Origin of the sequence: uncultured Paraglaciecola sp., assembly GCF_943787955.1 — a bacterium.
GTDB lineage: Bacteria > Pseudomonadota > Gammaproteobacteria > Enterobacterales > Alteromonadaceae > Paraglaciecola.
This window is the reverse complement of record NZ_CALSOK010000002.1, coordinates 496,028-509,546: the sequence shown is the minus strand read 5'-3', so window position 1 is coordinate 509,546 and position 13,519 is coordinate 496,028. Positions and strand designations below refer to the sequence as shown.

Below are 13,519 nucleotides of genomic sequence, written 5' to 3'. Positions count from 1 at the left end.
ATTATTGTTCATCATTGGCATCAGTCATGTGTTTTTTCGACATTACATCCAATGCGTAAATAACCTTTGCGGGTGTCCCACCACATAAAACATTAGCAGGTAAATCGTGAGTGACAACGCTTCCTGCGGCAACGACAGTATTACAACCAATATGAACGCCAGCCATTACTGAGACGCCGGTGGCTAACCAAACATTATCCTCAAGCACTATATCGCCTACTTGCTCATCTGTTTCTGGTAAACCTGCAGCGCGAGATTCAGCATCCAGTGGGTGGCCAGGATAGCCTGCTAATAAAGTACGGCCGGCAATGCGAACATTATTACCAAGCACCACTTTTTTACCGATGGCTATGGTTGTCATCCATCCAATATCAACATTGTCACCGACAATTAATTTAGGCGGAGAGGGTGCGCAAGTGCGACCAGTGAATGTTGTTTGGCCTGAGACGCGACAATCGCTTCCGATTTCTATTTGAACTGGCCCACTGATCAAAGGAAGGCCGCCATATAAATAAAGATTGAAACCAACATGCTCTAAGCGTCCCTTAAGTAGAGGTGTCCACCAAAAAACACGCATTAATGTTGAAATAAAATTCTGTGTGCCGCAGTAAGCATAATAAAGTGGTGTTGTGATCAGGCGAGGGGCAGGTAAAGAAAAGCCAAGTAGGGCTCTTAGTATTTTGAAAGTGCTGCGAGCTATCGGGTGCTCACTGTTTATTAACCACTTGTTTAAGCTGATTTAAATTAAGACTTCCTATGGTCATTCCCCAATCACTGAATTGACTGAGTGACGAGTCTGGTCGACATTGGAGACTTTTAAAGTGGCGATGTGATAGACCAATGATTGCAGCGTTGACATAGGGAGTAGGGGGTTTAATGGATTGTTGAGTCTATGGTTTTCATTAGGCACAGAGTCGCAGTGGCGATATGACAACGCATTAAGTCCCTCTAACAGATTGTCTTTTACGCTAGTAATATTATGAATTGTAAATATCCCGAACATACTTATCACACTTGCAAGTTGAATTGAACAAGAATAAGCATGAAACGGGCCACATTTTAATTAGAGTAAAATCAGTAGGTTATGGTTTTTCTATACCTATTTTTCCGCTTGCAATAAAGTACATATTGCAAATCGCTTTGCATATTGCAACACACTAAAAGACATGGTTTTTAGTGTTAGAAAAGGTCAATCTATAAAATAGTGAGAGGGATGGCATCTATGCAGACAATGGCAGGCTTAATAAGCGAACCACTCTGTATCTGTTATTTAAAAGTCTTGTTGAAGGACGGGTAAGGGATGATTCAGCGTTGCTTGTACTGCAAGTTCACGCTCTGATGTTTCAAACCCGCGCAGCGGCTAAATTATAGTAGGCGAATATCATCAATATAAAACGTCGTTGGTTTTAATAGTTTATAGGTAAATAAGCTGAGTTTATTTATTTTACTCATATCCATAATGCGTCCATTAGGAGATGCAGCGATTTGGATCTAGAGGAATGTTAATAAAATTCCAGCCCTGCTTTAATATAATACTTTTATTAAATCGGTCACCATAGCCCCCTCCAGTCCGCGAGTGATATTGGTCATGCACTTTTATTTCAAACGGAATATTTTGTTGATTAACACTGTATATCGAAAAAAGTAATTGCTCATGACCACGCCAATCAGACTTCATGTGCAGTAAAGATAATGATGAATATGTGGCTGGCAAATATTCAGCCTTAAGAGAGTGGCTTCCTGAGATAGGGTGTTGCTCATCGCGCACAGTGCGTACGTTTACAAGTTCCCAGCGATTTATTTCGGCGTCACTCTCAAAGCCCGCTAAAACGGGAAAGCTATCATAAATAGCTATTTCATCAACAATCGTTGGAGCAATGTCACGAAAACCAATACTGAGAAGAAATAAGGCCAGCATACCTGCGCCAAAACGAGTAGTCGTTGTCTTCGTTTTATTGCTAATAATATAAATTAATAAGCCTAGGTAGGCGCCTATAAAATCATTAGCAATATCGTGAATAGAAAACTCACGTCGCACTAATAACTGGATAGCTTCAGTTGCCGGCCCTAATATTAAGCTGACTAGTGTGATAATAAAAAACTTAAAAATAAGGCTTTTATTATAAAGAGGCTTCATATTTAAAATAATAATACTCAGAAGCATAAATAAAATAATATGACCTAAATTCCACATATCTTTTATTAAACGATGCTGTTCTTGGCCTCCGCCTACTTTAAACAAGAAATACACGAGTATAGCCAAAAGGCTATAAAATATTATTTTTTTGAAATGCTGCATAATAAAATAAGAGCTCGATAATATTTCTTAAATTGCATATTCATTTGCTTTTTTGGTTGTTATTGGTTGATATAAAATGACCGATGGCCACGGTAAAGGCCAGCAAAATATATAAAGGCCAAGTGAAGGTCTGGGTAAGAAAGCTGCCGGTAACACAAAATCCCACTAAGCCAATAAGGTTACCTTCGGCAATGGCTAATATGGTCGGTGGAAATTTATCAGGATTATCCTTAATGGTGTGTAATGCTTTACTAGCACAGCGTATGACGGCAACTACCAATACCAGGAATAGATATAAGCCTATGAATCCAGTTTCTGCTAACACTCCAAACCAGGTGCTGTGAACCGCATGATTAAGCCCATCCCAATAGTTGCTATAGAAAAAATAATTAGGGTGAAAATTATCGATGCCAACACCACTTATTGGGTTGTCGAGGGCCATATCGAATGCGGCTTCCCAAGCGTATAGTCTTCCCATTGCCGATTCATCAATCCCAACTTCGGCAGCACCACCTGATTGACGGTCACTGATACCTGCAAACAAAAACAGTGAAGCTAATACGAGCGCGCCACATATTATTAGCAGTGTTTTTGATGCGACTCTTCGCCAAACAAATACAGTGATAACAGCGGCAACACCAAGTAAACCACCACGGCTTTGGGTTGCAATAATGGCAAGAATAAGCACGATAGCGGTTACAACGCCAAATAGACGCTGAGGTTTTGATAGGCCGGGAGATAATATTAAAGCTAACGCAAATGAAAAAGGAAATAACAGCACCAGTGAAAGATCATTGGGGTCGCCTAAAACAGATCCGAAATCCCGACCAATCGTGACTCGTGTTCCTTCAACAAGACCAATGCTATAGAACTTATTGTAAAGGGCGGCTAGGCCAACGAGTAATCCTGAGAATGTGACCAAATGCAATGACAGTGAGAAATCACGTGCTGTACGTGTTAGCCACACTATAGCAAATGTCATGACAATAATTTTCCAGTAGGTGCTGGTGAAATAATCTAAAGCCAGTGGTCTATTTGTCGCTAAAGCGATGCCCAGTATAACGAAAACAAAAAACAGCGATGCTTTTTTAAGCTCAGGTGTCCAATAGATTGTTAGTTTCTTGGTGACTGCTACTTGCCAGATTAAGGCCGTTAAGGATGCAATGGATAGTAAGAGAGGTATCCTGAATGGCTCCAATTGAGGAAAGACTTCATGAAGCCGAAAGAAGGAAAATAATACAAATAATAGCACCATTAAAAACGGTTGCTTCAAAACAAATAAAATGACTAAAGGCAAAGCTCCCACTGCAATAGCAATCGCCGGATGAGGGAGAAAAACCCAGGTGATAGCAAGAGGAATACACGCTGTTAGAATTATTATTAGAGGCTGTCGAAGCTGGTCTTTAACGTTAATCTGAATCATTGCGCGCTCATTTTAAGGGAAAGTAATTTGAGTAGGAAGGCCGCTAAGCCGACTATTAATGTGCCGGTGAGTAAGTATATTATTTGCAAGAAAAACTCTGATGTCATTGAGCCCAAGACAATGACTGCAATGCTCAAACAGCTCAAAAGTAATAAAGGTAATTTAGGATAGGGCAGCGGTAGAAAATATTGACTGGTGTAAAAAAACAATAGAAGGCGTGTTATTTGTGCCGCGAGCAATCCATAAATGATGCCCCATACCGCATGATTGGGTGTCAATAACAGCATCATTGAAATACCAATGCTGGCAGCAATAATATTGATCACCAATTGAGACGAGGTTGTCTCACCGGTAAAGCAACCAATATTAACTAATTCAGCGATTTCTTTGCATGCCATTGCAATAACAAGACCCACTACATAGTGTGCTGAAATGGCATAGGTGTCGGGCAACAGCCAAGCAATTAATAATGGTGATGACAAGCCAACAAGGACAGAAAGGATGAGCGTTAATGAGATGCCTATAGTGACAAATTTAGCCACTTCATGTGGACCATCTTGCTGCTTAATCACAATAAAGCGTCGAGGCGACCACCACATGTTAAAAGGCTGTAATAGCAATACTAAGGCTATAGAGAATTTTGCCGCGACACTGAAATGAGCGACATCGGTTAATGTGGCGTGATCAGCTAGGATCCAACGATCTAATCCATTAAATCCAAACGCGACAATGCCGCTAGCAACTAATGGCGTGCTATAGATTAAGAGTTGATAAATATTTTTTAAGTTCACATTGAGTCGGGTATCTTTTATTTGTAAATAAATAAGGATCCCAGCAGTTAGAACAGCAGCAACAAGTGTCGATTCTAAAATTTCTGTTACACCGCCACCTAGCCACAACATATATGCGACCAAGAGTGCTTGTAACAAGGCTCTACCTAAGGTGATAGCTGAAAATTTATAGACACGATCATGCAGTCTTAGCCATCCTAGTGGGATGGCAATACAGCCTTCTAAAGAAAGGACTAAAAAAGTTAATTGTATTTCGTAAACACTCGGATTGCCCGGTAGATAATTCGCCACTATGCTGGCTAAATGCCATCCACATAAAGCCGCACAGAGACCAATAAAAATAGCTAGGCTAAAAATATTTGCAGCTATACGTTTACGTTCGTTAGGGTCCTCTGATCCGCTCACAAAACGAAACAGGGTTGCTTCTAAGCCCATGCCAACCAAAACACTGCCAATGACTGCTAGGCTACTAATAATTTCAAGTCGACCAAAGTCATCTGCTGTAAGAAAATAAGTGAAAATTGGCAGCATAATTAATGAAACGCCTTTCATTAACGCAATGCTGAACCCATACATTAATGTATGTTTTAGTCCTCTAGGTAATCGACTGATCATAGCGATAATTCTGCTGTTATTTACGTGTTCATTAAATGTCTAGATCTGCGTTATGACTTATCTCAAGTTTGGAGATTTTTTGGTATGAGTGAATTAATTCAGGCATGACCACTTGCGTAGAGAATCTTTGCTTAATCGTACTTTGCGCTGCGTGTTTGCATTGCTCTTTTTTGCTTGAATTCATCTCTAGCCATTGTTGAAAATATTGTGATAACGGTTCAATTCTTGTCGGCTCTACAAGCCATCCATTTTCATTGGATTTTATTAAGTGACTCAAGGCGCCAACATCAAAGGCCATAACGGGTATGCCTCGGCCCATGGCTTCTAGTGCGGCCATAGGCAACCCTTCGAAACGAGAAGGCATAACTAACAGTCCGATCTCAGACCAAACTGAGGTCATGTTATCTTGTTGTCCGTGAAAGTGAACATTGTTTGATGCTGATTTTTTTAATACTGGTTCTAACGTGCCAGTGCCATAAATATGAAAGGATTCGTTAGGAAAGCAACGAGCTAATTGTAGATAAATATCGGGTCCTTTTTCATGGCTTAACCGGCCAACAAAGGCCACTTGCTTACCTTTAGATATTTCCAACGTTTTAGTCGCAATAAAGTTTTTGACGATATCTGCATCAACCTTCAAACGCTGTCCTATTTGAGGGCTAACAACATACACTTTATTTGCTAGGCCAGCACTGTATCGATCTAGAAGATTGGATAACGCTAGCTTGCCATAAAGGCGTTCACCCGAATGATAAGTTGATACAACTGGAGTCGAGGTTAATCGTGCGCATAGCCGACCGAATATTCCTGCTTTATAACCATGAGTATGGATCAACACGGGAGATACTTTACGGATTTCATTCCATAGTAAACGTATCGAACCATCAAGTGAAATAGTTTTAATCTGCTTGTCTTGTAAGGCGACTCTTAAAGGGTGGGTTCCATAGTTATTTAAGAAAACAACTTGGACATTGATATTGTATTGTTTTAACCCAGCGGCCAGCTCTAGCACATGAGTTTCAATGCCACCTGAATGTCGACTATCTAATAAAAGCCACAGTGGACTATTGATTCTTTCCACAGGTTCAGCTCCTTAGCAAAGCGTATTAGTATTATTATGTACAATGCAAGATCAATGCCTGCCGTGTTTTACGTGGTTTATCCTAGCCAATAGCCAAAAATAGCTGCAAATCGCAACAGTAAATCACCATAGCTGCAAATTGCGAATTTAAGTACTCGTTCACCTTATTAACGACAACGTAAAATAATCCATTAAATTGAGAACAAACTTTGTTGGCCAGTTAAATGTCGCTAAAACTAAAGAGAGGTCGTTATGTCGTTAGACCTTAATGGCTTTATATATCCGCCTCAGGACTTTTAAGACTTATTTATAAGGCGTACATTAAGAGTGCTCTACACATCCATGCGTCACGATGTGCTGGCAGCGCAGGCTCGAGAGGAGGATCTTGAGCCACACTACCGCATTGCTCACAGGTTTCAATGTTGATGTTAAAAACCCGTTTAAGTCTTTGCGCCCAGGTCATCGATTGGTGTTTTTGTGCCCGTGTTTTTTCCTGCCCTGTCGGCAAGGCTTGTTTAGTCTTATTTCGGAAAGACGGCGTTATTGTCACGCGGTGCCGACTGTTTGGTGGAGGGCCACCCCGTGGAGGGCCACCCCGCACAAATACACCATGACTAATTCATCGGGAATGAATTAAGCCAACCAGAGGTTGCCCGTAGGGTGAAAAACAGGAGCGTTTCTCATCTAAGCGCTTCAGATTTATGCGGGGTTTGGGTACCAAGGCTGCTAAACGGGCAATAAAATCCAGCGGCTCAAAGAGCACATGACTGCGCCGGTCAACGGTGGTGCCGTCACAGTAGGGTGTTTTTAGTTTGTAACGCACCTTAGGGTAAGTCGTTATTGCCAACCTTTTTTCTGATACCCCAGAGCGGGACTCTCTTCACAATAAGCAACGGTACAGCCTTTCGAGTTTACCCCTATTCTGTGAGCTGCTCATGACGGAGACTTAGACCTACCACATTTGCGTTACAGCCTGACGCAAACCCCTGCTCTGCCATAGGTGCAATGGTTTGCAAGGTAAAGACCTTTCGTCCTTGCTGTTTGCCTGTAGCGATACGGTAGGTTATTGAATACCCGTGAATTTGCAACATCGGATCGTCTTCCAGCCCATCCAAAGCTTCCTGACCCCTCTAAGGTTCGTTGTGTAATCCTTCCTGTTCCGGTTATGATTTTAATCGCTACGGATCATCGATTCATGCCTATTGAAACACTTACGAATATCATTGTACTTGGAATTACTTCGTCCATGACTTTTGTTTCTTTTTAGTTGTTTTATGTCTATTAAAATGATCCATATGTAAAAATATTTATTGTGTGTAAAACGAACACATAACACATACGGTCGGTAAATTTTATTTACTAACCCTGTTTGATTAAGTTATTTTTGATATTCCAAAAAATATCAGGCAGGTAATAATGAGAAGAAATACAACGGACAAGTAGAAGAAAAACCAACCGAACGTAAAAAATTTAAATTAATAGAATTGTATAAGCGAGGAAGTAAAAAACTTATCACTTTGAAATATGTTTTACCAATTAAGCTCGCCCTAACATATGTCAGAGCATTATAGTCTTTGGCCTTTATTACATAGTTTAATTTTAACCCATGGTTGAGGAATACTCAATAGTAGTGGTTGGAATGTCGCTTCGTGGTCAGTAGGCTCTGAGTGGTTTGCCTATCTTTGCTTCCCATTCATTGCTTTTGGTTTAAGTCGAATAAAATCGATAGGCAATTTCGTGTTGATTATTATTGTGGTTTTCATGGGAATGTTTACGCTAGCGGCTTTGAGCAATAATTTTCTGCAGTATAATCCGCTAGAACAATTTACATTATTCCGAGTCTTTTCTGCATTTTTAGTGGGTTGCGCACTGTTTAATATCCACGAAAAGATGACTGTACATAAAGCATTTGATGTCTTGGCTATGATCACCACCTTAATTATTATTGCAGTGTGCATACTGCCATTATCATCCATTTATGATGGCTTAGTGGTGATATGTTTTGCCTTTTTAATTTTATTCTTGAGTAAAGCACAAGGTATTTACGAGCGATTAGTATCAACTCAATTGATGATGTTTCTTGGTAGAGTGTCGTATTCAGTCTATCTGATCCATGCCACGTTTCTTATGGTGGTTAATCAGGTGATGTCGCGACTGATGGATAATAGTGAAGCCAGTCTTTTTTATCTCATCAGCTTCTATTTCGTTTATATTAGTGCATCGCTTATCGCTGGGACTATGTTTTTTAAATTGGTGGAAAACCCTGCACGTCATTATTTACGAAAGAATTGGTTATCAACTCCAGCAACTAAAAGTGACAGCAACGCGAGCAGTAGCAGTATTGAATTAAACCAATAAAGCTGGGGCTTACCGGGCGTCACCAGCTTTTGGACCCAATGGTAAGCCTCCAAAGCTTGCTCAGGTGTCAGTGTGCCATTACCTCGAAAAGCATGAACATCGTCATCTTCGGCCTCTTTGAGCCAACGACAGAGTATCTGAGGTCTCAGCCCTCAGCCCTAAATTCTTAGCCGCCTCTGCTCGACTATATTTTTGCTTTACCACCAAGGCGACGGCATCTAGTCTGAATTCCTTTGAATATGTCTTACGCGCTGTCATTATCTATCTCCAGTTAAGGCTATTATGTCTTAACTAGGGCGGTCGTATCTATTCAACCACGTCAGAGTGCTGCAAAATTGGTAGAATTTTTAAAGTGCTTTTAGCGAAAAATGTTTTGCACTTTGAAAATGCTGAGCGACAGCGAGGCTAGCTATGGACTATCTTGCTGTAACCATTCCCCTCATCTCGACCAATACGAACAAAATCCATCTTCAGCAATGGAGTGCCGAGCTAGGCGCCCCCGTTAAATCCGACTTCCGGTACCAACATTTTTTTAAACTGTAAGCAATTTGAATAGAGAAAATGGTAGGTAGAACTCAAAGAATAAGTTGATCAATAACGTCATTTAACTTTTTCATTGTAAAGGGTTTGGTAATGATATCGTCCATGCCTGAATCAGCGCATTGAACCCGGTACTCCTCGACTACATGTGCGGTGATCGCAACAACGGGCACACGCCTCAAACTAAGTTCTTCCTCTATTTTACGCAATGCGCTGGTAGCGGTAAAGCCATCCATTGTAGGCATTTCACAATCCATCAATATCAGCGCAAAACTGCGTCGATGGCTGTTGATGTTATGCCGTTTATATTGCTCTAGAACCTCTAATCCGTTTTTGGCTCTTTTGACATCGTAGCCATTTTTCCCTAGCATTATCGAAACGACTTGATAGGTCACATCGTTGTCTTCAGCAACTAGGATAATTTGCTCATTGACAGGCGCCTCAACATTATTGCCTAAGCCTTTTATCTTTCGCTGTGGTTCAATATGCAGGCCAAGTGCTCGAGCAAATATACTGTCGATTCTGGCAGCTAGGGCAGGTTTTTGCGCTGCAAGCTCAACTCCCCATTGCCGACATTGTTCGCGTTGCGGTAAGCTGCTCGTAGAAGATAAGATTATAACTTTCGAGTATTCTGTATAACCTTGCTCGTGGAGATTCTTAACCAGGCTCATGCCGTCCATCACGGGCATGTCCAGATCAACCGATATCAGGTCGAAATAGTTGCCCAGCCGCTCTTGAGTCTTGATTTTTTCCAGGGCAATCTGGCCGTCATTGGCTGTTTCAATTATTGCACCTAGCTTTACCATAAACTCATAAACGACCTTCTGGTAGGTCATGTTATCTTCAACGAGTAAGATAGAAATGCCAGCCAGCCCATAAACTATTTGGTCAATTTCTGCAATCTGTACCGATTGAACCCCTTCCTCGAGAGGTAAGCTTAGTTTAAATTCGGATCCAATCCCAAGGTGACTCTTGACCTCAATCGAGCCTCCCATTAACTGAGCAAGCTGTTTCGATATCGTGAGCCCTAATCCCGTCCCTCCGTAATGGCGGGAAGTAGACTCGTCGGCTTGATTAAATTCCTCGAACAGTCTTTCAAAGTCTTCCTCTTTGATTCCTATGCCCGTATCACGCACGGAAAACTCGAGAGCCTGTCGATTGTCGTTGTACTCTATATTGATACTAATCTCACCCGAATCAGTAAATTTAAAAGCGTTTCCCAGAAGGTTGATCAGTATTTGCCGGATACGCTTCTCATCGCCATGCCACACCCGAACTAAATTGGGATCTACTCGACAAATCAGCTCAACACCCTTTTCACGGGTATTTCCACTAAACAGACTAACGCAGTCCTGTGCCAGCTTGTGGATATCAAAATCTATGTTGTCCAATTGCATCTTGCCAGCGGCAATCTTGGAATGATCGAGGATTTCATTGATGACTCTAAGTAAGTTTTCACCGGAGCGCTGAATAATATTTAAGTAGTCCCTTTGGGTTTGATCGAGATCCGTATCGGTCAACAGCTCTGTCATGCCGAGCACACCACCCATGGGCGTGCGAATTTCATGGCTCATTTTGGCAAGGAAGTCGCTTTTAGCCTTGCTTTCAGCTAACGCTCGTTCGCGATCTTTGCGCAGATTATTCAGCCTCCCGAGAATAGCGAAAAATAACACGGCAGCAACAATCAAATAGCTGTTGAACACTGGGCTAAAATCTACATCTATAGAAGATATGGAAATCATATAGAGGGATTTGATTAACATTGCAAAATACACCCCCCACGCCAACACATAATGCCCCGCGCGAACATCGCTATTTACAAACAGTTTTAAAGCTGACATTAGATTAACGATGAGGACTGGAAAATACGCCACGAATGTGTAATGAGTGAGCTTGAAGGCAAATTCTATTGGCGTAAAAAGTACAATAAGAATTACAACTCCAGTGATTATGGCGATGAATATATTAAACTGATATAATCTATATAGATTCTTGTTCAGGTCCAGAAAGCTATTAGCAAATAGTGACTGGGCTACCGGAAACAGCAACAAAGCCAGATAAAATGCACGCTCGCCAAACCAGGGCCATTCCCCCCAAATAAGTTCGTACCCATAACCTTTTGCACACAGCCAGGCAACGACCATGCCAAAGGAATTCAGCGCATAGAAGACCAGACTACTATCGGCCACTCTAATACGAAGTAACAGCACTATAAGGCCCAGCAGAGCGATAGCGCCTATATAGATTCCATCCAATAGAACGGCTTTGCTACCGATAAATTGCAGCTTAGCAGGTGAAATAACCGACGACATTCTAACGGTCACGCCCGGCGATTGATTGCTACGTAGAAAGACTGTCGTCTCGCTCTGAGGTGGCATTTCGAGTGGTATAAGGAAGTTGCGGTTAGCGATGGGCCTGGTTGAATAGGGGTGACCGGATCCCACCGTAAATAGTTGTAGCTCAGAATGAGTGCTAGATAGGTAGTATTGTACCTCTGATGTGATCGTGTATTTGGTCTGTACTAATAAACTTACGCTTTTGGCGCTTGAATTTCTTACTCGAAAGAAGGCCCACATTGGGGTTTGAGCGAATGGGCGAGCTTGGTGAGTGTCAAAACTATGCCAAAATTCACCCTCGCTGGAATCTCTATCCTTACCGTTTTCTAGCGAAGATATGACTTCATCGATTTTTAAACGGTGGTCTTTTTCCCAGTGAAAATAGGTGTGGGCGTAAATTGGCACATCATCGCCAATGTTGACGGCATCGATAAAATCGATCGACGCCCTCGCAGCGAGGCTGGGCGATAAAAACAGTAAAAACAGAATATAGAGTTGCAGCCTTGAGTGCATTGAAACCAGCTCTTGATACAGATAAAAACTATAGAGTTTAGGTAAAAAAACATCTTTTTTCCTGAACACAAAGTTCATGATGCCTTATATTTTCCATATTGACACCTAATTTATATTCTTAAGGGAATGAGAGTCGGTTATTCTTCGTCTATTAATCAACTGTTTTCACATAATTCAGAATTTAGAACAAGCGCTTGTTTGGTGTTTTAGGAGAGACTAGATTTTTAGGTTTGGGGGTGCTTTTAACCATGGTGACTATTACGACTAAAGCTTCACACAACACCTTAAAATTGTTAATTTTAGCGAAAATAATTATCCGAGCATTGTCCGTGCTATATTTGAAGATAACGTTTCAGGTCTGCTGACCTTTTGTGTATCAGGTACCTTTCTGACTCAAGGGTTTACATGGCCATTTTATACCTTACTTGCATTATCGGTCTCCGTGGCACTATTTGTAAAAAATAAGGAAGCAAGAGCTGACTGCTTTAAATATTAAAAAAATCAGCAAGGATTCATTCGCTCGACAGCCTTCGGGCTGTTTCAATTTTTCTTGTATGTATAGGGCACTTAGCGGGTACTGTTAATTTTCCTGAATTTTTGTTGCCTCTACATAAAATTGGTAATTTTGGAGTTAAAATATTCTTTGTTATTTCCGGTTTTTTGATTACTTTATTACTACTACAAGAAAATAGTCGCACAGGGAGTATTGATTTAAAACAATTCTATATTCGCCGAAGCATACGTTTATTTCCTGCTTTTTACTTTTATATTTTGTGCATGGCATTGACTGATAGGTTGGGGGTTATCCTTATTTTCTGGTGATTTGTTACATGCGGCGACCTATACTATGAATTATCATGAAGAAAGGTCGTGGTGGTTAATAAATCATACTTGGTCACTTGCAGTAGAAGAGCAATTTTATTTAATTTTGCCTAGCTTGATCTGTCTTGTTGGCATGTTACGCGCCAAAAATATCGCTATCGCGGCGATCTTAATTATCCCCGTCGTTGGGTTTATTATGTGGTATGTATTTGACGTATCACCACCAGGAAAGACTAGACAATTTGAAGCTACCGCGGATGCTTTAGCGACAGGCTGCCTATTGGCATATTTATACCAAGAAGGATTTAAACTACCTGAGTGGTGTGGCTCATGGCTTTTTATTCTTGTACCCATCTCAATGATTATTTTACCGAGTGCACTATATAAAATTGACAATGGTTTATTTTACACCATTGGAAAAAGCTACATTAATTTAACTGCAGCGATTATGTACTGCGTTACATGTCTGTTTGTGAAGGGCTCTCGTTTAAAGTACTTAATTCAAAGCCAGCTATTTGGTTAGGCGGGATGAGCTATTCACTTTATCTATGGCAGGAACCATTCCTCAATTCATGGGTGACTAAGTGGAATTCGAGTTGGCCAACCAATTTGATATTAACGTTTCTTTTTGCTTGTTTTTCCTTTTATTTTATTGAAAAACCGTTGATAAAACGTAAGAATATCTTTTGTGCTACAAGCTAAACTAAAATTGAAAACATTTTAGTTAGTGAAAATGTATAG

9 protein-coding genes and 2 pseudogenes are annotated in these 13,519 nt (G+C 40.9%); 3 read left to right on the top strand and 8 right to left on the bottom strand.

Annotated features, from left to right (window positions below; all coding sequences use genetic code 11):
* Position 1: 1 nt before the first annotated feature.
* From Q0Y52_RS02920 to Q0Y52_RS02895, 6 genes and pseudogenes are all read right to left on the bottom strand, one after another.
* Positions 2-577, bottom strand: a complete 576-nt coding sequence (locus tag Q0Y52_RS02920) for an acyltransferase (RefSeq protein WP_297817747.1) — start codon at positions 575-577, stop codon at positions 2-4.
* Between the two features lie 891 nt (positions 578-1,468).
* A complete protein-coding gene (locus Q0Y52_RS02915; protein ID WP_297817744.1) occupies positions 1,469-2,251 on the bottom strand; it encodes a VanZ family protein in 783 nt (260 codons plus the stop codon).
* An 88-nt stretch (positions 2,252-2,339) separates the two neighbouring features.
* Entirely contained in the window at positions 2,340-3,722 is a 1,383-nt protein-coding gene (locus Q0Y52_RS02910; protein WP_297817741.1) for an O-antigen ligase family protein, read from the bottom strand.
* Positions 3,719-5,128, bottom strand: a complete 1,410-nt coding sequence (locus Q0Y52_RS02905; RefSeq protein WP_297817738.1) for an oligosaccharide flippase family protein — start codon at positions 5,126-5,128, stop codon at positions 3,719-3,721. The genes Q0Y52_RS02910 and Q0Y52_RS02905 overlap by 4 nt, the downstream gene beginning before the upstream one ends.
* A gap of 31 nt (positions 5,129-5,159) precedes the next feature.
* A complete protein-coding gene (locus Q0Y52_RS02900; RefSeq protein ID WP_297817735.1) occupies positions 5,160-6,209 on the bottom strand; it encodes a glycosyltransferase family 4 protein in 1,050 nt (349 codons plus the stop codon).
* A 307-nt stretch (positions 6,210-6,516) separates the two neighbouring features.
* Positions 6,517-7,327, bottom strand: a pseudogene (locus tag Q0Y52_RS02895) (transposase); the annotation flags it as partial.
* A gap of 499 nt (positions 7,328-7,826) precedes the next feature.
* On the opposite strand from Q0Y52_RS02895, the gene Q0Y52_RS02890 reads away from it, so the two are divergent.
* Positions 7,827-8,567 carry an acyltransferase gene (locus Q0Y52_RS02890; RefSeq protein WP_297818127.1) on the top strand — a complete coding sequence of 247 codons (741 nt, stop codon included), beginning with the start codon at positions 7,827-7,829 and terminating at the stop codon, positions 8,565-8,567.
* A 56-nt stretch (positions 8,568-8,623) separates the two neighbouring features.
* On the opposite strand, the pseudogene Q0Y52_RS02885 reads toward Q0Y52_RS02890, so the two are convergent.
* Together Q0Y52_RS02885 and Q0Y52_RS02880 are read right to left on the bottom strand one after the other, a co-directional pair.
* Positions 8,624-8,825: pseudogene (locus Q0Y52_RS02885) on the bottom strand (transposase); the annotation flags it as partial.
* A gap of 317 nt (positions 8,826-9,142) precedes the next feature.
* Complete coding sequence (locus Q0Y52_RS02880; RefSeq protein ID WP_297817733.1) at positions 9,143-12,034, bottom strand: hybrid sensor histidine kinase/response regulator; 2,892 nt, start codon at positions 12,032-12,034, stop codon at positions 9,143-9,145.
* Positions 12,035-12,445: 411 nt separating this feature from the next.
* Here Q0Y52_RS02880 and Q0Y52_RS19375 point away from each other — a divergent pair, with 411 nt between their 5' ends.
* A complete protein-coding gene (locus Q0Y52_RS19375; protein WP_366939229.1) occupies positions 12,446-12,778 on the top strand; it encodes an acyltransferase family protein in 333 nt (110 codons plus the stop codon).
* A 25-nt stretch (positions 12,779-12,803) separates the two neighbouring features.
* Complete coding sequence (locus Q0Y52_RS02875; RefSeq protein ID WP_297817730.1) at positions 12,804-13,301, top strand: hypothetical protein; 498 nt, start codon at positions 12,804-12,806, stop codon at positions 13,299-13,301.
* Positions 13,302-13,519 lie beyond the last annotated feature (218 nt).